Source organism: Citrobacter amalonaticus (assembly GCF_001559075.2).
Classification (GTDB): Bacteria; Pseudomonadota; Gammaproteobacteria; order Enterobacterales; family Enterobacteriaceae; genus Citrobacter_A; species Citrobacter_A amalonaticus_F.
In genome coordinates, this window is sequence record NZ_CP014015.2 from 1,672,625 (window position 1) to 1,697,357 (window position 24,733).

Below are 24,733 nucleotides of genomic sequence, written 5' to 3' on the forward strand. Positions count from 1 at the left end.
ACTTATGGCTTATCAATCGCAAGACATTATCCGTCGTTCCGCGACTAACGGTCTCACCCCCGCGCCTCAGGCGCGGGACTTCCAGGAAGAGGTAGCGAAGCTCATCGACGTCACCACCTGCATCGGCTGCAAAGCCTGTCAGGTGGCCTGTTCTGAGTGGAACGATATCCGTGATGAAATCGGTAGCAACGTCGGGGTGTACGACAACCCGGCGGATTTAACTGCCAAATCCTGGACGGTGATGCGCTTCTCGGAAGTGGAGCAGAACGACAAACTGGAATGGCTGATCCGCAAGGATGGCTGTATGCACTGCGCCGATCCGGGCTGCCTGAAGGCATGTCCGGCTGAAGGCGCTATCATTCAGTATGCCAACGGGATTGTCGACTTCCAGTCTGAGCAGTGCATCGGTTGCGGTTACTGTATCGCCGGTTGCCCGTTCGACGTGCCGCGACTGAACCCGGAAGACAACCGCGTCTACAAATGTACGCTGTGTGTTGACCGCGTGACCGTCGGCCAGGAGCCAGCCTGTGTGAAAACCTGCCCAACGGGTGCTATCCACTTTGGTTCCAAAGAGGATATGAAAACGTTGGCAGGCGAGCGCGTGGCAGAGCTGAAAACCCGTGGTTACGACAACGCTGGCCTGTACGATCCGGCAGGCGTTGGTGGGACGCACGTGATGTATGTGCTGCACCATGCCGACAAACCGAATCTGTACCACGGTCTGCCGGAGAACCCGGAAATCAGCGCCACCGTGAAATTCTGGAAAGGGATCTGGAAGCCTCTTGCAGCGGTCGGCTTTGCCGCGACCTTTGCGGCCAGCATCTTCCACTACGTCGGTGTCGGTCCGAACCGTGCGGATGAGGAAGAAGACAACCTGCATGAAGAGAAAGACGATGAGGTGCGCAAATGAAAAGACGTGACACCATCGTGCGCTACACGGCGCCGGAACGCATCAACCACTGGGTCACCGCCTTCTGCTTCGTGCTGGCGGCGGTGAGCGGACTGGGCTTTTTCTTCCCGTCCTTCAACTGGCTGATGCAAATCATGGGGACTCCGCAGCTGGCGCGTATTCTGCACCCGTTTGTGGGCGTCATCATGTTTGCCTCGTTCATCATCATGTTCTTCCGTTACTGGCACCACAACCTGATTAACCGGGATGACATTTTCTGGGCGAAGAACATTCGCAAGATTGTCGTCAACGAAGAGGTGGGTGACACCGGGCGGTATAACTTCGGTCAGAAATGCGTGTTCTGGGCGGCGATTATCTTCCTGGTGCTGCTGCTGGTGAGCGGTGTGATTATCTGGCGTCCGTACTTTGCGCCCGCGTTCTCCATTCCGGTGATCCGCTTCGCGTTAATGCTGCATTCATTTGCCGCCGTCGCGCTGATTGTGGTTATCATGGTGCATATTTACGCCGCGCTGTGGGTAAAAGGCACCATCACCGCGATGGTGGAAGGCTGGGTAACCCGCTCCTGGGCGAAGAAGCATCACCCGCGCTGGTACCGTGAAGTTCGCGAAAAGCAGGATAAGACTCAGCCGTAAGCAAAGGCTGTTCGTGAACCGATAAAATGACGCCGGAGACTGAGTTTCCGGCGTTTTTTTTAAGAATTGTTTTTTGTTTTGACAACTTTTTGACAACTTTATACAGATAACAGACCAACCGTCGTTGCGGTCGCATAAGAATGGAGTCGATTCTTAAGACAAGGAGACGTACCGTGAATCTCAAACACCTCTTCGCAGCCCTGGCATTGGGACTGCTTGCGACAACAACGGCGGCACAACCCCCCGCGCCGAAAGTGACGATTAAATCCGAACTGGCCTCCCCTCTGGTGCTGGAAAACAGCCAGGACAAAAACTACCTCAAAGTGTCACTGACGGGTTTCCCGCTGCATGCAACTAAACGCAGCCCGATCAACCTCGCGCTGGTAATTGACCGCTCCGGCTCGATGCGCGGCGACCGCATCGAACAGGCGACGGAAGCCGCCGTGATGGCGGTGAACACCTTAAGCGCCCAGGACACGCTCTCGGTGGTGATTTACGACGACGTCGTGGATGTCATCGTGCCGGCGGCCAAAATCGGCAATAAAGCGACGCTTATCAGCCAAATCCGTGAACGACTGACCGCACGCGGCGGTACCGCACTGTTTGCCGGGGTCAGCCGCGGTATCAAAGAAACCGGTAAATTCCTCGATAAGGCCCATGTTAACCGCATCATCCTGCTGTCTGATGGTCAGGCGAACGTCGGTCCCTCCTCCACCAGCGAACTGGCGGAACTGGGTAAAATTGCCGCCCGCAAAGGCATTGCCATCACAACGATGGGCATTGGCGAAGGCTACAATGAAGATCTGATGGCGGCGATTGCCCAGTACAGCGACGGCAACCACGTGTTCGTACAGAATACCGACGCGCTGGAGAAGGCCTTTGCCCATGAGTTTGGCGATGTGATGTCCGTCGTCGCTCAGGATGTGGTGGTGCAAATTAACGTTGCCGATAACGTTAAGCCACTGCGTCTGCTGGGGCGTGAAGGTGAAATCCGCGACAACAGGGTGACCGTAAAACTGAACCAGCTTTACGCCAATCAGGAGAAGTATGTCATGTTGGAGGTGCTGCCGGCGAAAGGCCAGGCCGCACAGAGTAAGCCGCTCGCTGAGGTCAACGTCAGCTATAACAACCTCGCCACCGGGCAAAAAGAGCGCTGGGATGACAAGATGGCCGTCAGCTATACCGCCTCTGCCAGCGACGTTCAGAAAGCGCAAGTAGAGGATGTGGTCGTCGATTCCGCCATTCAGAAATCCGCCATTCAGAATGAGCAGGCGTTACAGCTCATTGATGAAGGTAAAATGGACGAGGCGAAAGCGATCCTGCGCGAAAATTCCAGTACACTCAGCGCGTTACCGCTTAGCGCACCGGCCGCCAGAATGAAGGCACAGGAGAGCGCAGAGGAAAACCTTAAGTTGCTGGACAGGATGGAAAGCGAAAGCAAAGAAGCGTCGCGCAAATCCCTGAAAGAGCAGAGCTATAAAACCAAAAACCAGAGTTCGAAATCGAACTGATCCACAAGGAGTGCTGGATGCTCAGACGCAAGCCGATTTATCTCGTCATGACACTGATGTTTTTTATCCTGCTTGCTTACCTGGGCGTTCGCACTCTGGAACATGAAGTCTTGTTGCGCCAGTACCAGACCCAGACCCTGGCGAAATCGCAAACCGCCAGCGTTGCCACGGGTATCGAAAATATTCTGCAGCAAAAAGCCTCCCGGCTACATGCGATTGGCGATTTTATCGACCCTGCTGATGCCGCCACCCTCAGCGCGCTCAAAGAGAACGACAGCGACATTGCCGACGTCTTTATTTTGCGGAAAAATCATCTCCTCTACCCTGATGAACGCCTGTCGTTGAGCAACGAGGATAAAGAGTGGGTACGCCTGCTCAGCCCGCTGGTCAACGATCCCAGCCAACTTGCCAGTCATATGACGCACAGCGAGCAGGACACGCCGCAGGCCGGCTGGTTTATTAGCTTTGAGACTCAGGAACCGTTGTTGATCTACTGGCGACAGAAAGACGGGGCGATCATCGGTTTTCGCCTCTCCTGGGTACAGCTGATGATGGATATGGCGAACGGCATTCAGGTGAACCCGGAGGATCCGCAGCAGATTGTCAGAGTGACGGAAAATGGCCGTCAGCTTTATCAGAACGCGCAGGCGGATCTGCGGCGGCTCACCTTACTGGACTCCCGCACGCTGGAGTATCCGCTCACAACATGGCAGGTCAGCGCTTACGGCGTCAACGCGCCGCTCTGGCATATCTGGCTGTGGGGCGGCGCGTTAATCGTCCTGCTGTTGGTCGCCGTCGCACTGTTGGGCTTCTCGCTGTGGCGGGAATATACCCGCGCGTCGCGTCAGGCGCGCCAGCAGGTCGATTTTGTCAGTCAGGTGTCGCACGAACTGAAAACACCGCTTACCAACATCACACTCTATGCCGAACTGCTGCGCGAAGGGCTGGATGATGAACAAACGCACGAGCGACGCTATGTGGATGTGATCACTCAGGAAGGGCAACGGTTATCGCGGCTTATCCAGAATATCCTGACCTTTACGCGCGCACCGAAACTGCATCTTCAGCCAGTCAATCTCCGCTGTCTGATGACAGAAATCACGCAGATCTTTACGCCTGCGTTGCAGGCAAAAGGCATGACGATTCACATGTCCTGCCCTGAGAATCTGACATTGCACAGCGATCGCGACGTGATCACGCAAATTGTCAGCAATTTTCTGAGTAATGCCGAAAAATACGCTTCGCAGGGTCTGCGGGTGGATCTGACCGTTGAACGCGTTGCGGAAAACGTGGAGATCGCCGTTCGCGACTATGGTCCCGGTATTGCAGAGAATGAGATGTCCTTGATCTTCCGCCCGTTTTATCGGGTCAAATCCTCCATTACCGAGGGTGTTTCAGGTACCGGTATTGGGCTCACCATCGCTTGCCAGCTGGCGCAACGCCTGAACGGCAAGGTTCAGGTAACGGCGCAAGAGCCCGGCGTCCGCTTTACCCTTACGCTGCCGCAGGGATGAGAACATGAAGATATTGATTGCCGAAGATGATGCCAACATCCGCCAGGGTCTGGTGGATGCGCTGTCGCGCGAGGGTTATTCGCTCATTGCCGCACCGGACGGGCGTGCGGCGCTGGAGAGTTATCACCGCGATAAACCGGACTTTGTGCTGTTAGATATTATGATGCCCGAAATGGATGGCTACACGGTCTGCCGGGAAATTCGCCGCCAGAACGAGCACATTCCCATCGTGTTTCTCTCCGCCAAAGATGAAGAGATCGACCGTGTCGTGGGGCTGGAACTGGGGGCAGATGACTACATCAGCAAACCGTTTGGTATTCATGAACTGCGGGCACGGATAAAAACCATCGCCCGTCGCTGTTTGAACCATAACGCCACGCAGCCTAACCTCAGCTTTGCTTTTGGCGACCTGACGGTGTTCCCGAATGAGCTGTGCGCCTGGCGCGGCGAGCAAAAGCTGGAGCTTACGCTGCGGGAAGTCCGCATTTTAAGCTGTCTGGAGCGTCATCAAAATCAGGTGGTTACGCGCGATATGCTGTTCGATGCGGCGTGGGGATACGACTATTTGCCCAATAGCCGTACGCTGGATCAGCACATTTCCCGGCTCCGCAAAGTCATCGAACAGGATGCCAATCAGCCGCAGCTAATCCGAACGGTGCATGGTCTGGGGTATCGATATCAGGTATCGTAACGCATACATTGCGATGTCACCGCTATAACCCGCAGGTCGATTGCGGTTATCATTAATGACATTCACCAGAGCGGGCGCGAAATGCCCGCCAATTCACAGAGCGGATTACACATAGCTAAATCTGCCTAACCAGGAAGTGACTGAATGAGCATTCGTATCATCCCGCAAGATGAGCTGGAAAAGAGCGAGAAACGCGCGACGGATATGATTCCACCGTTATTATTCCCCCGGCTCAAAAATCTGTATAACCGTCGCGCCGAGCGTCTGCGCGAACTGGCTGAGAATAACCCGCTGGGGGATTACCTGCGCTTTGCTGCGCTGATCGCCCATGCCCAGGAAGTGGTGCTGTATGACCATCCGTTGCAGATGGATCTCACCGCACGCATCAAAGAAGCCAACGATCAGGGTAAGCCACCGCTGGATATCCACGTTCTGCCGCGCGATAAACACTGGCAGAAACTGCTGCACTCGCTGATCGCCGAACTGAAACCTGAGATGAGCGGCCCGGCGCTGGCGGTGATCGAAAATCTGGAAAAAGCCTCCGAACAGGAACTGGAACAGATGGCCAGCGCCCTGTTTTCCTCTGATTTCGCTGCGGTCAGCAGCGATAAGGCCCCGTTCATCTGGGCCGCGCTCTCGCTGTACTGGGCGCAAATGGCCAGCCTGATCCCGGGCAAAGCCCGCGCGGAATACGGCGAGCAACGTCAGTACTGCCCGGTGTGCGGCTCGATGCCGGTCTCCAGCATGGTGCAAATTGGCACCACCCAGGGGCTGCGCTATCTGCACTGCAACCTCTGCGAAACTGAGTGGCATGTGGTTCGTGTTAAATGTAGCAACTGCGAGCAAAGCCGCGATCTGCACTACTGGTCACTGGACAATGAGCAGGCGGCAATCAAAGCCGAAAGCTGCGGTGACTGCGGAACTTACCTGAAGATCCTCTATCAGGAAAAAGACCCGAAAGTGGAAGCCGTCGCCGACGACCTCGCATCGCTGGTGCTGGACGCACGTATGGAACAAGAAGGCTTCGCTCGCAGTTCCATCAACCCGTTCCTGTTCCCGGGTGAAGGGGAGTAAACGCCTGCAACGTGTGATACCGGACGGTGCTTATCGTCCGGTTTGCAACTGATAAGGGGTAATGACGCCAGGGATCCCTGCAAAATCTCTGGTGTTGCGCGTCACAAGCGCAAACCGATGAATCTGCGCTGTAGCCAGAATGATCGCGTCCGGAAGTTTCATCCCATATTCCTGCCTGAGATTCACGCTTCGCTCAGCAATTTCCAGTGATACACCGATGATATTGAACGCACTCAATGCCACACGCGTACGATATTCCTGATGGTATTTTTTTGCCCCCACCATGACTTCCATCCAGGTAATCAAGCTGATGGCATTCTGCGGCGGATACGCTTCCAGTACCCGCTGCGCTTCCTGGTGCCCGCTAAATAAATCAATCAGGATATTGGTATCGAACAACACGGGTCCCTTTTGCATTACCATTCCTCGCGCAGCGTCCTCTGATACTCAACGCCGTCTTCCTCACAACCCTGCCAGAGCCCCAGCGCATTGGAAATTGTGGTTTCAGCCTGGCCTTGCCTTTCAAGGTACTGTTCAACCGCTTCGCGCAGCAACTCCGCACGGGGCAGATTCCGCTGCTGCTTGAGATCATCAAGGCGTTTGATCACCTCATCGGATAAGTCGAGTAATATTCTGCCCATGTCCATCCCAGCCATTATGCTCACATATACCTCCAGTATATCAGTGACGAATAATTTTCAAACAACATACACCGTCGGCAAGCAGGAAAAAAGCGATCCCCGTAGTGACTTTTCCTTTTGCGAGGCGCTTTCCAGAATTTCACCCTGACCCAAATCCACCATTCTCTTTCATGAAAAACCAGGTTATAACACTGTATATTCATACAGATTTAAGGGATTAAGAAAATGGTGCTTGAAAACGGTATCGCACAACTGGTCGAGGAATTTATTGCAGCGGGTCGCCCTTCTGCTCGACGGCAACATATTGATGACCGGAGAGCGGGCTATATCGCCAGTACCGTGCTGGCCGGAGAGACCGAAACGCGCGTAGAAGTCAGCGATGTTGAGCTGGAGGGGATGACGCTGCGCGTCGTATCGCCGCGCCACGCTTCGGGCGCTCTGCCCTGCGTTATTTACTACCACGGCGGCTGTTTCGTGAGCGGCGGATTTGCCACGCATGATAATCAGTTGCGGCAACTGGCGTATACCAGCGGTTGCCGGGTGATTGCCGTACAGTACCGCCTCGCGCCAGAACACACGTTTCCTGCGGCGCATGACGATGCCGAAAAAGGGGCCAACCTGATCTGGCAATATGCGGAGCAGCTTGGCGTTGAACGCCAGCACATCACGCTTGCCGGGGACAGTGCGGGCGGACACCTGGCGCTGGTGACGGCATTGCGCCTGAAGGCAGCAAAACAATGGCTACCCGCACAACTGGTGCTGATCTACCCGATGCTCGACGCGACCGCAAAGTGTGAGAGCTATACCCGCAACGGTCTGGACTACATCATTACCCGCGACACCTTGCTTACCGGGTATGAGATGTATATGCCCCATACAGATCGCCAGCATCCCGAAGCCAGCCCACTCTGGCGAGATGATCTCAACGACTTACCGCCCACGCACATCATCACCGCTGAATTTGATCCGCTGCGCGACGAAGGCGAACTTTTGTATCACCGACTGACGGCGCAACGCGTCGACTGCACCTGCCAGCGCTACCTCGGCGTGATTCATGGGTTTTTCCAGCTAGCCGGCGTCAGCCATGCAGCACGCAGCGCAATGCAGGATATTGCCTGGCGTGTATGTACTCAGCGCTCAGAAACTGTTATCGAATAAAGAGAGGGCAACCCCTACTCTTCCTCGTTTCCGCCTTCTTCATAGGGGCCAAACGGTCGGGCGGGCAGGACGATGTAAATACCTTCAAAAATAGCGCCCGGTGTGTCATCGCCCAGCAGTTCTACCTGCAGTTGAACCCGCGCCTTTTTTCCACGCGCCAGACGGTCGAGATCGCCGCTCAACGAGCCGAGATCGGCAACTGCGGCGGGTCTGCCGCTGATAGGCTTGCTATAGCGGATATGGGCGTCAGCGAGAATAATCGTACCCCCCAAATGGCGCTCGCGCAGCATCAGCCAGATGAGCCCCCAGCCGGTCAGTGTAGCCAGCGAAAACAGGCTCCCGGCAAACAGCGTGTGATGCGGATTTTGATTGCCGGTCTCCGGCATGGTGGTAATAAATTTTTGCCCGGTGTACTGCTGAATGCGCACACCCATCTTCTCGCTCAGCGGGATGTGCTCATACCACGCCTGCTGCAGTTGTCCGCACCAGTCGCCGCGATGCAAAATGTCATCGAGCGAGGCAACCGGTTTGATCATCAAAAAGTGGCGGACTGGCGTAGTTTGCGGCGTGGTGATTTCGCCCTGATTGACAAACCCCAGCTTGGCGAAGAATTCGACTGCGTCTTCCCGCGCGCTACAGGTCACTCGTTTGACCCCTTCCTGACGCGCGACGGACTCCAGCGTCATCGCCATCAGCGTTCCCAGCCCCTTCTCCTGCACGGTGGGATCGACAGCCATGAAACGGATGGAAGCCTCATTATCGGCATTGATGTACAACCGCCCGACGGCAACCAGATTGCCCTCTTCATCCACCACCATCTGGTGGTGCGCCATCGCGTCCCAGGCATCACGCTCGGAACCCTTCGGTTGATGCAGCGGCTTGCGCAGCATTTCCCAGCGAAACTGATAGTAACGCTCTAATTCTTCTTCTGTTTGCGGTACTCGAAGGTGATACATAGCTGTACTCTCTCTTGTTACCCGCGGCCACGCCGGAAGCTGATTCATACCTGTAACCAGAACGTCACGGGGCCATCATTCACCAGCGCAACCTGCATATCCGCAGCGAAGCGACCGGTCTGCGTGTTCATTTCCTGCTGGCGGCAGCGTTCGACGAAATAGTCGTACAGGGCCTCCGCCCGCTCCGGCGTCGCCCCTTTAGAGAACCCCGGGCGCATGCCGCGCTCGGTATCCGCCGCCAGCGTAAATTGTGAAACCACCAGCACGCTCCCGCCCGCCTGTTGCACGTTCAGGTTCATCTTGCCTTCGGCATCGCTAAAAATACGGTAGCCGAGCACGCGTTCACACAGGCGATTCGCTTTCTGCTCGTCGTCATCCTTTTCGACACCCAACAACACTAAAAGTCCTGAGCCAATTTCACCCGTCACTTCGTCCTCCACGGTGACGCTGGCACGGGTTACGCGCTGAATTAATGCAATCATGGTTGGTCTGCTTCTTCTTGTTCTGCGGCTTGTTTGAGTTTGCGGTATTCCCCGAGAGTGACAGTTATTTCCGCGCCAAGCAAGACGATACACCACGTCCAGTACACCCAGACAAACAAAATGGGTACCACCGCCAGCACGCCGTAAATAAGCTGATATGACGGGAACATGGTGATATAAAGCGCGAAACCTTTCTTTCCGGCCTCGAACAGTACCGCGGCGACAAAGGCGCCGACAATCGCATCTCGATTCGGTACGCGCGTGGTCGGCACCACGCTGTAGAGGAGCCAGAATGAGAGCCAGGAGAGGATCAGCGGAAAGAGGCGCAGCACATCATCAATCACCGTATTGAGATCGCTGGCCCAGCGTAATGAGAGAAGATAGGAACTGATCGCCAGGCTGGCCCCTGCCAGCAATGGTCCCAGCGTCAAAATCATCCAGTACACGGCAAAGGAGTACACTTTTGGCCGCGTGCGCGTACTGCGCCAGATAGTATTCAGAGCGCTATCAATGGCATACATCAACAACAGCGCGGTGACGATTAACCCGCAGGCTCCCACCGCCGTCATTTTATTAGAGTTGGCGACAAACTGTTCAATATAACGTTGGATCACATCGCCCGTTGCCGGGATAAAGTTGGCAAAAATAAAGTGTCGCAACTGGACGCTGACATCGGAAAACATCGGAAAAGCGGCGAAAAGCGCAAATACAACGGCGATCAGCGGCACTAATGAGAGCAATGAGACGTAGGCAAGATTCCCTGCCAGGGTCGTCATATTGTCCTCATCAATGCGCTTCCAGAGGAGCTTCAGCCAGGCCCAGATCGGTCGGGTATGATGCCTGGCTTTTTGATGCACGGTTTTTAGCATAACAACTTCGCGAAATAGTCAGGGATGACGGTTTTATCGGTCACCAGAATGCTGGTTATCCCCAACTGGTTGGCCCCTTCTATATTATCGACGTTGTCGTCAAAAAAGACCGTATCGCTCGCTGAAAAACCCTCTTGCTGTAACACATGCTGATAAATCCGCGTCTCCGGCTTGCGCATCCCCAGATCCTGCGACAAATAAATATGGTCCGCCGCCTGGCGAATCTCTGGATATTCATCTGGCCAGAACGTCGTATGCAGCCGGTTGGTGTTCGACAGGACGACCACGCGATGCCCCTGCTCACGCAGTTTCTGCATGATATCGATAACCTCAGGCCGCAGCGCGACAAAAACGGCCTGCCAGCCGTGGGAAAACTGTTCGTAGCTCAGCGACAGATCCATCTCATGGCAAAGGGCCTCGGCAAACGCTTCGTCAGTGATTTCTCCCCGTTCGTGCTGATGGAAGGCCTCACCCATCGTAAAGCTCTGCTTTAGCGATGCCAGCGGCACACGGCTCAGATCGCTCCAGGTACCTAATACGCGGTTGAAGTCGATATCGACAATCACATTACCTAAATCAAAGATATAGAGCATGTCCCTCTCCTTACTTGCCGTGGATGAATAACTGTAGCGGGAAAGGGGCGTTTTGACTATGCGCCCGTCAGGGAAAGATGAAGGAAAAAAAGGCGATGCCCTGAGGGCATCGCCTTGTTCTGGTGTGATATTTATCGGTTTCTCAGAAGCTGTATTTCACCCCGAACATCGCGGTGGTATCGCTGTAGCTGTTGTCGCCTACCTGCTGCGCAACGTTACCCCACACCTGCAGGCGAGGATTGATTTGCCCTTCGACTCCCACTTTCAGTTCACCAATGTTACGTGTCCCGCTGATTTCATCCTTGATGGAGCCCATCTGTACGGTCTGATTATTGGTATTGTGGATCCAGTTTGCTTCAATAAACGGTTGGAAATCGCGGCCTTTATCGGCATCTTTCTCCGCGTGACCTTTCAGGTAAGCACGGACACCAAGGCGTGTCATCAGGTTACCATCCGTCTTGTCTTTCACCTGAGTTCCGTTGTGTTCGCGGTGTGAATCAGCCTGCACGTCCATCCAGATAACCTGTGCTTTCGGTTGGATCCAGTAGGTTTTATTCTCACTTTCCCCGACCAGGAAGCTGTAACCGCCTTCAACAGACGCCGTGATACCGTCGGATTTGTAGTTTTCGCTGGCCAGATGATCGCCGCTAACGGTGTTATCAAACCAGTTATACAGCACCCAGCTATCCAGATAGGTCCCGGTCTTATCCGCTTCATTGGCATACCAGGTGGCATATAAACCCACGCTGTAACCATCTACCTGACCACGAGACGCATAGCCAGTGTAGCTGTTACGGGTTTTACTTTTCTGGTTGGCATAACCCGCCATGGCACCCAGATGCCAGCGATCGAGGCCGTCACTGCTCCATTGCGCCAAATCGCCGCCTAACTGCAGAACATAACGGTTAGCGGTGGTTTTCAGCTGTCCGCTGCCGTCAGTGAAGCGATTATGGCCACCTACGTTACGCATCCACATGGTGGTGACTTTTTCTTCGCCAGTCAGCATGTCGGTGTACTGAGTCTCACCCAGACGGTCGTGCAGACGGGTGATAAACATGGTATTAGCCGCATAGTTGTTCGCCAGATAGCTCCCAAATTCAGGGCGATACTGGTGCTCCACAGGCGGTGGGGTTGGCGCTGGCGGTCCTGGAGGATCAACCGGGTCTGGCTGCGCGGGATCGGGATCTGGCTCCGGTTCTGGATCAACGGGCGGCGGCGGATCCACCGGTGACAGTTCGCTGGTCAGATACCAGTCACTGGCTTTTTTCACCACATCATAGTCATACGCACCGGCGACGATACGCCCTGATTTTGTAAAGGTACCGTCAGAGTTGCCGGCAACCTCGACAATTTTAATCCCATCGACAGTCAGTTCACCGACACCACCAATGTTGTTGATGCCCACTTTGGTATTACCGGAGGTATCACCATTCACTTTCAGCATGTCAGTTAATGAACCGTCACCTTCCAGTACGGTGTTCAGCACTAACAACGCGTTGGTCCCGATGTAGTTTCCTATCACAGTCAACGTCTTGAACGTTCCCGCATCATCGCGAGACACGCCGTCAGGACTGTAGCGCAGCGTCGCCTGATCCAGGGTCAAGTTAGAGACCACGGAATTGCCAGTCATCGTCCATTCGCTGCTGGCGCCCTTCATACTCAAATCCAGCGAGCCGTGGTAGGTTGCATTACTATTCTCTTGTGAAGAATCGGCTTTGCCTACAAAGCGGCTTCCATCTTCCATACGCAGATCCATGGTGCCGCCATAATAAGCACGTAAATTGCCTTCAATGTCGTACACACCTGAGTCAGCCGTATCGGTAGCGTAATCCCATGAACGAATGACGCCCTGCGAACCATATGCGTAAATGGCATAAGCGCCACTGTCAGTCACCTGAATTTTCGTATCGCCACCCAGGTTCACCGTTGCGGACTCAGTAGATGAAGACGCATAAACGCCGTGCGCAGTGACACCAGAGGTTTTTAAATCAACGTTATTCAGGTTTATGGTTCCTTTACGCCCCACATACACTGCATGTGCACTTCGACCTGACGTCGTGACTGACGTCGTGCCATTGAGCGTAATATCCGCATTTCCTCTTGCAGTTCCTGTAAGTTGTGCAGGATCTCTACCTGCATAAATACCATAACCTGTATTCATGCCTCCGGGACCACGAGTAACAATATCCGTATTCCCATGAATAATTATGGATGACTGGGCATTGTCTTTATTCGCCGATGCGTTAGCACGTAACCCCATTCCATTTTCAGCATCAACAGTCACATTACCATTGACTTCAACGACTGAATAATCCGCCTGGAGTTCGCGACCGATGTTGATACCATCGGCGCTACTGCCTGTTGCTGTAATGTAAATATTATCAGCAACCAGCTTACCACCTGCGTTTTTAGAATGGATACCATCTGCTGCAGTGCCTGTTGTATTGATAACAAGATTTTTAAACTTATAGCCAATATTATCAATATAGACGCCCCAACCGGTTAGCCCGGCGGTAGTACCTTCTGAAGTCGTATCGATACGCACTTCATCAAATCCAGTGTAATCTCGGCCATCGCCACCGAGTGGATTGCCGTAGTGATAGATCGTGGTGTTATCGCAAAAGAGCTGTGCTGTGGTGGTGTAACTGCATGCCGCAGCGACTTGCCCGCTGAATCCTCCGAGCGCCAGCGCACTGGCGATACAGAGTGCCAATTTCCCCGGTGAGGGTGGTTTGCATTTCATTTTTTGTGTTTTCATAGGAATACCTTTTCCGTACTACTCTTTTTTCGGATAAGAGCATAAAAGACGCAGTAAAAATTAATTAAAAGGCAAAGCGGGTCCGTTCATCTTTAAAACCTTAAAGATTCGCTTACCTTAAAATTATAAATCTTTCCTTTTGCGCGATTAATACAGTTATTCAAATGTTATGTCAACGGGGCTTGAAATGACGAAAAAGGAAAATTAATAAAAGACTATCCATTTATTAATACTATTCCTGGGAGTTTTTTCAACGAATAAAAAGAATGCGTAATGAAGGTGAAAAAGGCTTATAAATCAATGTGTATTAAAAACACATTTTGATAACCCATACGGGTTTTAGGAATTTTATACGTAATACCAGGATGTTTAACTATTTTTATTTTTTGTGATAAGAACCGCCTGAACGGCGGTTTATTCAAAAGGAGTTTGTTACGCAGAAACGACATCATCCTGGTCCGGACTAACCTGGACGATTTCAACCTGATGAGACTGGAGAAGCGTATGGAGGGCCGGACCGGGAAGCTCATCCGTAAACAGTGCAGTGACGGAAGAGATATTGCCTATCTCAACCGCCGCTGAGGCGTGGTATTTCGTATGGTCGGCAGCAAGCAGAATATGCCTTGCGTGGGCCATCATCGTCTTCACCACGCTGGCCTCATTGACGTCAAATTCTAACATCGCGCCATCGCTTTCAATCGCCCCGACGCTGGTGACGAGATAGTCCGCACGGAAATCGCCGACGAACGCGGTCGCAGAAGGGCCAATAATACCGCTGTTATGTGGCCGCAGTGTTCCACCGGGGACCATCACTTCGAAGCGGGGATTGTTATAGAGAATATGCGCAACCCGAAGGCTATTGGTGATGATGCGCAGATGATTGTGGTTCAATAACGCCCGCGCCACCTGTTCCACGGTGGTGCCAATGGTAATGAACACCGTTGAACCATCTGGAATATAGTCCGCCACCGCTTCCGCGATGGCTTTCTTCTCTTGCGTCCACGAGACTTCACGTTGCTCAAAAGCGGTGTTAACCACGCTGGATGCGCGGCCTGCACCGCCGTGATGACGGGTAATCAGCCCCTGTTCGCTTAATTTACGAATATCACGGCGCACCGTCTGCGTAGAGACATCCAGTAAACCCGCCAGTTCATCAATGTTCATATACCCACGCTCACCAACGAGCGATAGCAACTGATCATGCCGTGGGTTACCGGTCAGTTCGGTAAAACTCATGAAAATTCCTCGAAAAACCATTGCCCTGCATTTTATACAAAAAGTGACAGAAAAGATCGGGTTTGATCACAGTCAGGAATTCCTGCACGCCCGCCGGGTCGGGTACACTTCAGCGCCGCCACCCCACTGGCGAATCTGACCGCGTCTTTCAGTTCGCTTCCTGACGCGAGACTGAATGCCAGTGCACCGTGGAAAACATCGCCTGCCCCGGTTGTATCCACCACATCCACCGCAAAACCGGCCTGGTGTTGCAGCATGCCATTTTCTATCCAGTAACACCCTTCGCTACCTTGCGTGACGTAGACATGTCCATTTGTGAGCGTTTGTGATTGTTTCAACGCCTTGGCGGTCTCATTGATGCCCGTCAGGCGCGCCAGACCCGGGGCCGAAAACGCGGCATGATCGCTTAAAGCCACCAGCTCACTAATGTCCTGCGGCGTCACATCGCCATCCAGTAGCGTCTTCACGCCCGCCTGACGCGCCAGCGTAAAGGCCTGCTTTGCCCCTTCATGCCAGCGAACGTCCGCCAGTACCACATCCCACTGAGAAAAGTCGATGTCGTTAAGCCAGTCAGCCTCCATCAGCAGATCGGGGCTGGGGAAATTAACGATAATCCGCTCCCCATGAGCGTCGACCATAATGGCGGACTGTGATGACTTCGCTCCGGCATAGCACCGGGTGTAGCGGGTATTTACCCCCAGGGATTCCAGCTCCGCCAGCAGGTGTTTTCCGGTGTCGTCATCGCCCACGCGGCCAATAAAGTCCACCTGAGCGCCCAACCTTGCCGCAGCCACTGCGGCTGTCGCAGCAGGCCCGCCGCCCACTTCGGTATAACGATTCGCCACATACTTACCGCCCTCCGTTGGTAGCGTTTCTACATAATAGATGCGATCCAGCACAGTAATACCTACACAAGCAATACGAATCATGGTCGTTCCTTAAGCATTTCGGGATGAGATTATTTTAATTCCACAAAATGTTTAAAAAGTGACGGCTGTCAATTTTTTGACCATAAATTACAAATACGATCAAAAACAGACATAAACAACCGGTCATAAGTGACAAAAAATGACACCACCCTCTCAGGAGAACGATATGGCAGTAATCGCATTTATCGGATTAGGACAGATGGGCGCCCCAATGGCGAGCAATTTACTCAAGCAGGGTCACCAACTCAGCGTTTTTGACGTTAACGCCGATGCCGTACAGCGTCTGGTCGAAAAAGGGGCACAACCAGCCCGCTCTCCAGCACAGGCCGCAGAAGGCGCTGAGTTTGTCATCACGATGCTGCCCAACGGCGATCTGGTACACAGCGTGTTATTGGGTGAAGGCGGTGTTTGTGAAAGCCTCTCCCCACAAGCTCTGGTGATCGATATGTCAACCATCCATCCCTTACAGACTGACAAGCTGATCGCCGACCTGCGCGCTAAAGGTTTCTCCATGATGGATGTACCGGTCGGGAGAACCTCCGACCACGCCGTTGCCGGTACATTGCTGTTGCTGGCGGGCGGCACACCGGACCAGGTCGAGCGCGCCACACCGGTACTGATGGCAATGGGCAATGAACTGATTAACGCCGGAGGCCCCGGGATGGGGATCCGCGTGAAATTGATTAACAACTATATGAGCATCGCGCTGAATGCCCTGTCAGCCGAAGCCACCGTGCTGTGTGAAGCACTGGGCCTCTCCTTCGATGTGGCGTTACAGGTCATGAGCGGTACACCCGCAGGTAAAGGTCACTTCACCACCTCGTGGCCGAACAAAGTGCTGAAAGGCGATCTTTCCCCGGCCTTCATGATCGACCTGGCCCACAAAGATCTTGGCATCGCGCTGGATGTCGCCAACCAGCTGCACGTTCCTATGCCGCTCGGCGCGGCGTCCAGAGAAGTTTATAACCAGGCGCGAGCCGCTGGCCGTGGGCGGGAAGACTGGACCGCCATTCTTGAACAGGTTCGCACTTCTGCCGGACTGAAAAACCACCATTGACAGGTAAAAAGGACTGAAGAATGACCACGTACACCCTGAAAGATATCACCCGACCTTCCGGCGGTTTCGCCATGCTGGCCGTTGACCAGCGTGAAGCGATGCGCCTGATGTTTGCCGCCGCAGGCACGCCAATGCCGGTCACCGATCAGCATCTCACGGATTTTAAAGTCAATGCTGCAAAGATTCTCTCGCCGTATGCCTCCGCGATCCTGCTTGACCAACAGTTTTGCTACCGCCAGGCGGTAGAGCAAAACGCAGTTGCCAAAAGCTGCGCCATGATTGTCGCCGCCGACGCCTTCATCCCAGGTAATGGCATTCCCGTCGACAGCGTGGTGATTGATAAAAGCATCAATCCGCAAGCCGTAAAGCAGGATGGCGCGAAAGCCTTAAAGCTGCTGGTGCTCTGGCGTAGTGATGAAGACGCGCAACAACGTCTTGAAATGGTGAAAGAGTTCAATGCGTTGTGCCATAGCCATGGTCTGTTGAGCATCATCGAACCGGTGGTCCGTCCGCCGCGTCGCGGAGATAAATTCGATCGCGAACAAGCAATTATCGATGCCGCTAAAGAGCTGGGCGACAGCGGCGCCGATCTCTACAAGGTCGAAATGCCGCTGCATGGTAAAGGCACACAACAAGCCCTGCTCAGCGCCTCTCAGCACCTGAACGAACACATCAATATGCCGTGGGTCATTCTCTCTTCCGGCGTTGACGAAAAGCTGTTTCCACGCGCGGTCAGCGTCGCGATGAGTGCTGGCGCTTCCGGTTTCCTGGCCGGTCGTGCGGTCTGGTCATCGGTGGTTGGCCTGCCGGACAGCGAGATGATGCTGCGTGATGTTTCTGCACCTAAATTGCAACGCTTAGGTGAAATTGTCGATGAAATGATGGCCCGCCGCCGTTAATACGAGGATCAAAGAATGAAATGGTTTAACACAATGAGCCACAACCGCTGGCTGGAACAAGAAACCGACCGCATCTTCAATTTTGGTAAGAATGCGGCAGTACCGACCGGATTCGGCTGGCTGGGTAACAAAGGACAGATCAAAGAAGAGATGGGCACGCACCTGTGGATCACCGCCCGTATGCTGCACGTCTATTCCGTCGCCGCTGCGATGGGCAGACCAGGCGCTTACAGCCTGGTTGATCACGGCATCAAGGCTATGAACGGCGCGCTACGGGATAAAAAATACGGCGGCTGGTACGCCTGTGTGAATGACGAAGGCGTGGTAGATGCCTCCAAACAGGGATACCAACACTTTTTTGCGCTGCTGGGCGCTGCCAGCGCGGTCACCACCGGACACCCTGAGGCCAGGAAACTGCTCGATTACACCATTGAAGTCATTGAGAAATACTTCTGGAGTGAAGAAGAGCAAATGTGTCTGGAATCCTGGGATGAAGCGTTTAGCAAAACCGAAGACTATCGCGGCGGCAATGCCAATATGCACGCCGTTGAAGCCTTCCTGATTGTTTACGACGTCACCCATGACAAAAAATGGCTGGATCGTGCGATCCGCATCGCCTCGGTCATCATTCACGATGTCGCCCGCAAAGGGGAATACCGTGTCAATGAGCACTTCGACGTGAACTGGAACCCGGTCCGCGATTACAACAAAGACAACCCCGCTCATCGTTTCCGCGCCTATGGCGGCACGCCTGGCCACTGGATTGAGTGGGGGCGTCTGATGCTGCATATCCACGCCGCGTTAGAAGCAAGATGCGAGCAGCCGCCCGCCTGGTTACTGGAAGACGCAAAAGGTCTTTTCCACGCCACCATTCGTGATGCCTGGGCACCCGATGGCGCTGACGGTATCGTGTACACCGTTGGCTGGGATGGTAAGCCCATTGTTCGTGAACGTGTGCGCTGGCCCATTGTGGAAGCGATGGGCACCGCCTATGCACTGTATACGGTAACGGGCGATCGTCAGTACGAAACCTGGTATCAGACATGGTGGGAATACTGCATTAAGTACCTGATGGATTACGAAAATGGTTCATGGTGGCAGGAGCTGGATGCTGACAACAAGGTCACAACCCGGGTATGGGACGGCAAGCAGGATATTTATCACCTGTTGCATTGTCTGGTCATCCCGCGCATCCCGCTAGCACCTGGTCTGGCACCTGCCGTTGCGGCGGGCCTATTGGACATTAATGCGAAATAAATCAGTCTGAGAAACACGGCATAGCAACATGCGAACGTTGCCTGTACCGTTGTTCACGAAGGGGCTCTCATAGACAGGTGACGTGTATGCAAAGTAGTGGGAATTCGATTTTACTCGTTGCGGGCGATTATCGGGCGCAGATTGTTTCTGTCGGTGCAGGTCTTGCCGAACTGACCTGGCAGGGCAAACATCTGGTCATACCGCACAATCCAGAAGAAATGCCACTGGCTCATCTGGGCAAGGTATTGATCCCTTGGCCTAATCGCATTTCCAACGGCTGCTACCAGTATAAGGGGCGGGACTATCAGTTACCGATCAATGAGCACAGTTCTCAGGCGGCCATTCATGGTCTGCTTGCCTGGCGCGACTGGCAGATTGAGGCGTTGACGGCGACAAGGGTCTCTTTGACGCTTTTTTTACCGCCCAGTTATGGTTACCCCTTCTCGTTGATGTCTCAGGTTATCTACTCACTGGACGCGGAGATGGGGCTTTCTGTTGCCATCATCAGTAAAAATAGTGGTAAACAACCCGCACCCTACGGCGTCGGGATCCACCCCTATTTAACCTGCAATTTAGCGCCTGTTGATGACTGTATGCTGCGACTTCCGGCAAAGCAGGTTTTTGCTGTCGATGCAAAGGCCAACCCCACGACGTTATATCCCGTTGAAGAAATGGATTTGGACTATTCCACCTTGCGTACTGTAGGCGATCAAAAAATTGATCATACCTTCAGGACACACGGTAGCCCGTGGGAAATGCAGATGATTCATCAACAGCAGGCACTGTCCGTCAGTTTATTTTCCGATCAGCCGTGGTTACAGGTTTACAGTGGAGAAAAATTAGATCGTCAGGGATTAGCTGTCGAACCCATGAGTTGTCCACCCAATGCGTTTAACTCTGGGACAGATTTAATATTACTCAAGCCCCAAGAACAACATCAGTTATTTTTTAATATTCGAGGCAAAAAAACAGCAGTGTAATAACTTATTTAATGCAAAAAGCTCATCTCTTCGGACTTAAAAATATCCGGAGTCACATTTTGAAGCTTTATTTGATAATGAAGGAATGACAATGGATTTCTTTACTTTATTTACTCCCGATGGCGTGATGTTAGATAACCAGGTTGTCTATACCGTCATCGCATTAATGTTTCTTTATACCTTTGTGGGGATATGTGCAGGTTTTGGTGGCGGATTAACCACCATGCCGCTCATCACTCTGATGCTGCCCGTTAAAATGGCGACCCCACTTTCCGTTATTGTCGGTACGGCGACGGCCATTTATGCCACCTGGCTGTCACGCAAAGAGACAGACTGGCGTTCGGCGGCGGTGCTGATCGGCTTCTCATTTCTGGGGATCCCGGTAGGCCTGTATGCGCTGTCTTACCTGCCCGATCACATCATGAAAATTGGATTGGGTGGATTTCTGATCCTCTACTCGTTCTACAGCATGTTTATTCCTCGCCTGCCCGTTTACGACCGCCGCTGGATTGCTGCGCCGTTGGGTGCTGTCGCGGGTGCATTGGGTGCTGCCTTCTCGACGAACGGCCCACCGGTAGTGATGTACGGCATGTTGCGTAATTTAGGCCCGGCGGCATTTCGCGGTACATTGAATGCGTTCTTTACGGCGAATAATATTGCCGTGGTTGGCGGTCTGGCGACCAGCGGGATATTGACGATCTCAACCTTTAAACTGGTCATTTTCTGTATTCCTACCATGATCCTCGGTTCACTGGTTGGACAGTATGTGCATAAACGTATTTCCGTAAAAGTCTTCCGTGTTCTGGTTTTTTTATTGTTGATTGCCTCTGGGGCCATGTTAATAAAAGGGGCAATGGGTATTTCCGCGTTCACTGCGCTCCTGCCACCTTTTGTCTTGCTGGCAGTATTACAGCTATTGCTGGGTAAAAAAATAGCGGAGATCCGTAAAGCGGATACCGGTCAATAATAACGAATTATCTTTTTTACGCGCTACCTAATGGTCGCGCGTAACGGTTTAAAGCGAATGAAAAATAGCAAACCATAATCCATTACTGTGCTCGCGTTCCCTATTTCATGGAGAGTTTTATATGAGTACGCAAACCCGACATTTATCGTTTGTTCAGGTCGAAAAAATTATTGATGGTTTTGCATTACGTTATCAGCAGCGCGTGATCTTACGCCATACGACAGAATCCCCCTGTCTGTGGGTAGGTGCTGGCGTCGCCGATATCGATATGTTTCGCGGTAACTTCAGCATTAAAGATAAGCTTAACGAGAAAATTGCCCTGACCGATGCCACGGTCAGCGAATCAACCGATGGCTGGAAAGTACGCTTTAGCCGTGGTGATGCTGTCAATGCGACGCTGCATATCTCTGTCGATGAAGCAGGTCGTCTGCAGTTGGATCTGCACAACGACGATCGCAACCATAACCGCATCTGGCTGAGACTGGCTGCTAACCCGGACGACCATGTTTATGGCTGCGGCGAACAGTTCTCTTACTTCGACCTGCGCGGGAAACCGTTCCCGTTATGGACCAGCGAACAGGGGGTGGGCCGTAATAAAACCAGCTACGTCACCTGGCAAGCCGACTGCAAAGAGAACGCCGGCGGGGACTACTACTGGACCTTCTTCCCGCAACCTACGTTTGTCAGTACGCAGAAGTATTACTGCCACGTTGATAATAGCTGCTACATGAATTTTGACTTCAGCGCGCCGGATTATCACGAACTGGCATTGTGGGAGGATAAAACCACCCTGCGAATTGAATGCGCCGACACCTATATCGCGCTGCTGGAAAAACTGACCGCGCTGTTAGGTCGTCAACCCGAGTTACCAGACTGGATTTATGATGGCGTCACACTGGGCATTCAGGGCGGCACCGACGTTTGCCAGAAAAAACTGGATACGATGCGCCGTGCTGGCGTGAAGGTAAACGGCATCTGGGCGCAGGACTGGTCCGGGATCCGCATGACTTCATTCGGTAAGCGCGTGATGTGGAACTGGAAATGGAACAGCGACAACTATCCACAACTGGACAGCCGTATCAAACAGTGGAATGCCGAAGGCGTGAAATTCCTTTCATATATCAACCCGTATGTCGCCAGCGATAAAGACCTGTGCGCCGAAGCGGCAAAGCACGGCTATCTGGCAAAAGATATGTCAGGTAATGATTACCTTGTTGAATTTGGTGAGTTTTACGGTGGCGTTGTTGATTTGACCAACCCGGCGGCTTATGACTGGTTCAAAGGCGTCATCAAGAAAAACATGATCGAACTCGGCTGCGGCGGTTGGATGGCGGACTTTGGCGAATATCTGCCGACCGACACAGTTCTGCATAACGGCGTCAGTGCTGAGATCATGCATAACGCCTGGCCTGCACTGTGGGCAAAATGTAACTACGAGGCGCTTCAGGAAACCGGCAAGCTTGGCGAAATCCTGTTCTTCATGCGTGCGGGTTATACCGGCAGTCAAAAGTATTCCACCATGATGTGGGCTGGCGATCAGAACGTGGACTGGAGTCTGGATGATGGCCTTGCTTCCGTTGTCCCCGCCGCGCTCTCGCTAGCCATGACCGGTCACGGCCTGCACCACAGCGACATCGGTGGTTACACCACGCTGTTTGACATGAAACGCAGCAAAGAGCTGCTGCTGCGCTGGTGTGATTTCAGCGCCTTCACGCCGATGATGCGTACCCACGAAGGTAACCGTCCCGGCGATAACTGGCAGTTTGACGGCGATGGCGAAACCATTGCCCATTTCGCCAGAATGACGACTGTCTTTACCTCTCTGAAGCCGTATCTCAAGCAAACCGTCGCACAAAACACCGCAACCGGCTTGCCAGTCATGCGTCCGCTATTCCTGCATTACGAAGACGATGCACACACCTACACCCTGAAATACCAATACCTGCTGGGACAGGATCTGCTGGTCGCTCCGGTACATGAGCAGGGTCGCAACGACTGGACGCTGTATCTGCCGGAGGATAACTGGGTGAACCTCTGGACTGGTGAAACCCATCGGGGTGGCGAGATCACCTTGGATGCGCCGCTGGGTAAACCGCCGGTCTTTTATCGCGCGAAAAGTGAGTGGGCGTCGCTGTTTGCATCTTTACGCCACATCTAATAAGGCTCGCCCGTGGGGAAACTCACGGGCAAATGAGGGATAATCATGAGTCAAAACATAACCAATCCGGCAACCCTACGCTTGCCTTTTAAGGAAAAACTCGCCTACGGGATGGGTGATTTAGGTTCCAATATTCTTCTGGATATCGGTACGCTCTATTTACTGAAGTTTTATACCGATGTTCTCGGTTTACCGGGCACATATGGTGGCATTATTTTCCTTATTGCCAAGTTTTTTACCGCGTTTACCGATATGGGAACCGGTATTATGCTCGATTCACGGCGTAAAATCGGTCCAAAAGGTAAATTCCGCCCTTTCGTTATGTATGCTGCGTTTCCGGTGACCCTGCTGGCTATCGCTAACTTTGTCGGTACACCGTTTGAAATTACCGGCAAAACGGTAATGGCGACTGTCCTGTTCATGCTCTACGGGCTGTTCTTCAGCATGATGAACTGCTCCTATGGCGCAATGGTGCCCGCCATCACTAAAAACCCGGACGAACGCGCCTCGCTCGCCGCCTGGCGGCAGGGTGGTGCGACGCTTGGCCTATTGCTATGTACCGTCGGTTTTGTGCCGGTCATGAACCTGATCGAAGGCAATTCGCAGCTAGGGTATATCTTCGCCGCAACGCTGTTCTCTCTGTTCGGACTGTTTTTCATGTGGTGGTGCTATGCCGGGGTAAAAGAGCGCTATGTCGAAGTGAAACCCATCGACGCGGCGCAGAAACCCGGATTATTGCAGTCATTTCGCGCCATCGCCGGTAACCGCCCACTGTTCATTCTGTGTATTGCCAACCTCTGTACGCTCGGCGCATTTAACGTCAAGCTGGCGATCCAGGTTTATTACACCCAGTACGTGCTGAACGACCCGATTTTGCTTTCATGGATGGGCTTTTTCAGCATGGGATGTATTTTCATCGGCGTCTTTTTAATGCCGGGGATGGTCCGCCGCTTTGGCAAGAAAAAGGTCTATATCGGCGGACTGCTGATTTGGGTCGCAGGCGATCTGCTTAACTACTTCTTCGGCGGAGGATCGGTCAGTTTTGTCGCCTTCTCATGCCTGGCGTTCTTCGGCTCTGCGTTTGTAAACAGCCTGAACTGGGCGCTGGTCTCCGATACGGTAGAATACGGCGAATGGCGTACCGGCGTACGTTCTGAAGGAACGGTCTACACTGGCTTCACCTTCTTCCGTAAAGTCTCACAAGCGCTGGCGGGTTTCTTCCCGGGATGGATGCTGACCCAAATAGGCTATGTGCCAAACGTGGTGCAATCGGCGGGAACGGTCGAGGGCCTGCGACAACTGATCTTTATTTATCCCTGTGCGCTGGCAGTCGTCACCGTTATTGCGATGGGCTGTTTCTACGATCTCAACGAAAAGATGTATATCCGTATCGTTGGCGAAATCGAAGCCCGTAAACGCGTTATTCCAGTGTGAGAAAGAGTGGCAATTTGCGGGACTTCA

Annotated in this window: 23 protein-coding genes; 14 read left to right on the forward strand and 9 right to left on the reverse strand. The window is 53.2% G+C overall.

Going from position 1 to position 24,733, the window contains the following annotated elements:
- Positions 1-4: 4 nt before the first annotated feature.
- The 6 genes from fdoH to fdhE all read left to right on the forward strand — a co-directional run bounded on the left by fdoH (position 5) and on the right by fdhE (position 6,332).
- Positions 5-910, forward strand: a complete 906-nt coding sequence (gene fdoH, locus AL479_RS08020) for a formate dehydrogenase O subunit beta (RefSeq protein WP_061075706.1) — start codon at positions 5-7, stop codon at positions 908-910.
- Positions 907-1,542, forward strand: coding sequence for a formate dehydrogenase cytochrome b556 subunit (gene fdoI, locus AL479_RS08025; RefSeq protein ID WP_061075707.1), 636 nt, complete (start codon positions 907-909; stop codon positions 1,540-1,542). The genes fdoH and fdoI overlap by 4 nt, the downstream gene beginning before the upstream one ends.
- 173 nt (positions 1,543-1,715) lie before the next feature.
- Positions 1,716-3,053 (forward strand): vWA domain-containing protein, encoded by a 1,338-nt coding sequence (locus AL479_RS08030; RefSeq protein WP_061075708.1) that lies wholly within the window; start codon positions 1,716-1,718, stop codon positions 3,051-3,053.
- Between the two features lie 17 nt (positions 3,054-3,070).
- The gene (locus tag AL479_RS08035; protein WP_061075709.1) at positions 3,071-4,567 is read left to right on the forward strand and encodes a sensor histidine kinase; all 1,497 of its coding nucleotides are present in this window, start codon (positions 3,071-3,073) and stop codon (positions 4,565-4,567) included.
- A 4-nt stretch (positions 4,568-4,571) separates the two neighbouring features.
- Positions 4,572-5,258 (forward strand): response regulator transcription factor, encoded by a 687-nt coding sequence (locus tag AL479_RS08040; protein ID WP_061075710.1) that lies wholly within the window; start codon positions 4,572-4,574, stop codon positions 5,256-5,258.
- A 144-nt stretch (positions 5,259-5,402) separates the two neighbouring features.
- Complete coding sequence (gene fdhE / locus AL479_RS08045) at positions 5,403-6,332, forward strand: formate dehydrogenase accessory protein FdhE (RefSeq protein WP_061075711.1); 930 nt, start codon at positions 5,403-5,405, stop codon at positions 6,330-6,332.
- 30 nt (positions 6,333-6,362) lie between these two features.
- Here fdhE and AL479_RS08050 read toward each other — a convergent pair whose 3' ends face one another.
- Positions 6,363-6,749, reverse strand: a complete 387-nt coding sequence (locus tag AL479_RS08050) for a type II toxin-antitoxin system VapC family toxin (RefSeq protein ID WP_061075712.1) — start codon at positions 6,747-6,749, stop codon at positions 6,363-6,365.
- Complete coding sequence (locus tag AL479_RS08055) at positions 6,749-6,991, reverse strand: CopG family transcriptional regulator (protein WP_161215612.1); 243 nt, start codon at positions 6,989-6,991, stop codon at positions 6,749-6,751. The genes AL479_RS08050 and AL479_RS08055 overlap by 1 nt, the downstream gene beginning before the upstream one ends.
- A 207-nt stretch (positions 6,992-7,198) precedes the next feature.
- Between AL479_RS08055 and AL479_RS08060 the strand changes: the two genes are divergently transcribed.
- On the forward strand, positions 7,199-8,131 hold the full coding sequence (locus AL479_RS08060) for an alpha/beta hydrolase (protein WP_061075713.1): 933 nt from the start codon (positions 7,199-7,201) through the stop codon (positions 8,129-8,131).
- A 14-nt stretch (positions 8,132-8,145) separates the two neighbouring features.
- On the opposite strand, the gene fabY is transcribed toward AL479_RS08060, so the two are convergent.
- The 7 genes from fabY to AL479_RS08095 all read right to left on the reverse strand — a co-directional run bounded on the left by fabY (position 8,146) and on the right by AL479_RS08095 (position 15,954).
- Positions 8,146-9,087: a fatty acid biosynthesis protein FabY gene (fabY, locus tag AL479_RS08065; RefSeq protein ID WP_042325456.1), complete on the reverse strand. Its 942-nt coding sequence runs from the start codon at positions 9,085-9,087 to the stop codon at positions 8,146-8,148.
- A gap of 44 nt (positions 9,088-9,131) precedes the next feature.
- Positions 9,132-9,569: a D-aminoacyl-tRNA deacylase gene (gene dtd, locus AL479_RS08070; protein WP_061075714.1), complete on the reverse strand. Its 438-nt coding sequence runs from the start codon at positions 9,567-9,569 to the stop codon at positions 9,132-9,134.
- Positions 9,566-10,438, reverse strand: a complete 873-nt coding sequence (locus AL479_RS08075) for a virulence factor BrkB family protein (protein WP_044257165.1) — start codon at positions 10,436-10,438, stop codon at positions 9,566-9,568. The genes dtd and AL479_RS08075 overlap by 4 nt, the downstream gene beginning before the upstream one ends.
- Entirely contained in the window at positions 10,432-11,031 is a 600-nt protein-coding gene (gene yihX / locus AL479_RS08080) for a glucose-1-phosphatase (protein ID WP_061075715.1), read from the reverse strand. The genes AL479_RS08075 and yihX overlap by 7 nt, the downstream gene beginning before the upstream one ends.
- Positions 11,032-11,173: 142 nt before the next feature.
- Entirely contained in the window at positions 11,174-13,789 is a 2,616-nt protein-coding gene (locus AL479_RS08085) for an autotransporter outer membrane beta-barrel domain-containing protein (protein ID WP_061075716.1), read from the reverse strand.
- Between the two features lie 432 nt (positions 13,790-14,221).
- On the reverse strand, positions 14,222-15,025 hold the full coding sequence (locus AL479_RS08090; protein ID WP_061075717.1) for a DeoR/GlpR family DNA-binding transcription regulator: 804 nt from the start codon (positions 15,023-15,025) through the stop codon (positions 14,222-14,224).
- Between the two features lie 32 nt (positions 15,026-15,057).
- The gene (locus AL479_RS08095) at positions 15,058-15,954 is read right to left on the reverse strand and encodes a sugar kinase (protein ID WP_061075718.1); all 897 of its coding nucleotides are present in this window, start codon (positions 15,952-15,954) and stop codon (positions 15,058-15,060) included.
- Positions 15,955-16,120: 166 nt separating this feature from the next.
- On the opposite strand from AL479_RS08095, the gene yihU reads away from it, so the two are divergent.
- From yihU to AL479_RS08130, 7 genes are all read left to right on the forward strand, one after another.
- A complete protein-coding gene (gene yihU, locus AL479_RS08100) occupies positions 16,121-17,011 on the forward strand; it encodes a sulfolactaldehyde 3-reductase (RefSeq protein WP_061075719.1) in 891 nt (296 codons plus the stop codon).
- A gap of 20 nt (positions 17,012-17,031) precedes the next feature.
- A complete protein-coding gene (gene yihT / locus AL479_RS08105) occupies positions 17,032-17,910 on the forward strand; it encodes a sulfofructosephosphate aldolase (protein ID WP_061075720.1) in 879 nt (292 codons plus the stop codon).
- Positions 17,911-17,925: 15 nt separating this feature from the next.
- Entirely contained in the window at positions 17,926-19,167 is a 1,242-nt protein-coding gene (yihS, locus tag AL479_RS08110) for a sulfoquinovose isomerase (protein ID WP_061075721.1), read from the forward strand.
- Between the two features lie 86 nt (positions 19,168-19,253).
- Positions 19,254-20,147: an aldose-1-epimerase gene (locus AL479_RS08115; protein WP_061075722.1), complete on the forward strand. Its 894-nt coding sequence runs from the start codon at positions 19,254-19,256 to the stop codon at positions 20,145-20,147.
- Between the two features lie 91 nt (positions 20,148-20,238).
- Entirely contained in the window at positions 20,239-21,114 is an 876-nt protein-coding gene (locus AL479_RS08120; protein WP_061075723.1) for a sulfite exporter TauE/SafE family protein, read from the forward strand.
- 121 nt (positions 21,115-21,235) lie between these two features.
- Positions 21,236-23,272 (forward strand): alpha-glucosidase, encoded by a 2,037-nt coding sequence (locus AL479_RS08125; protein WP_061075724.1) that lies wholly within the window; start codon positions 21,236-21,238, stop codon positions 23,270-23,272.
- Between the two features lie 45 nt (positions 23,273-23,317).
- The gene (locus AL479_RS08130; protein WP_061075725.1) at positions 23,318-24,706 is read left to right on the forward strand and encodes an MFS transporter; all 1,389 of its coding nucleotides are present in this window, start codon (positions 23,318-23,320) and stop codon (positions 24,704-24,706) included.
- The last annotated feature ends 27 nt before the right edge of the window (positions 24,707-24,733 follow it).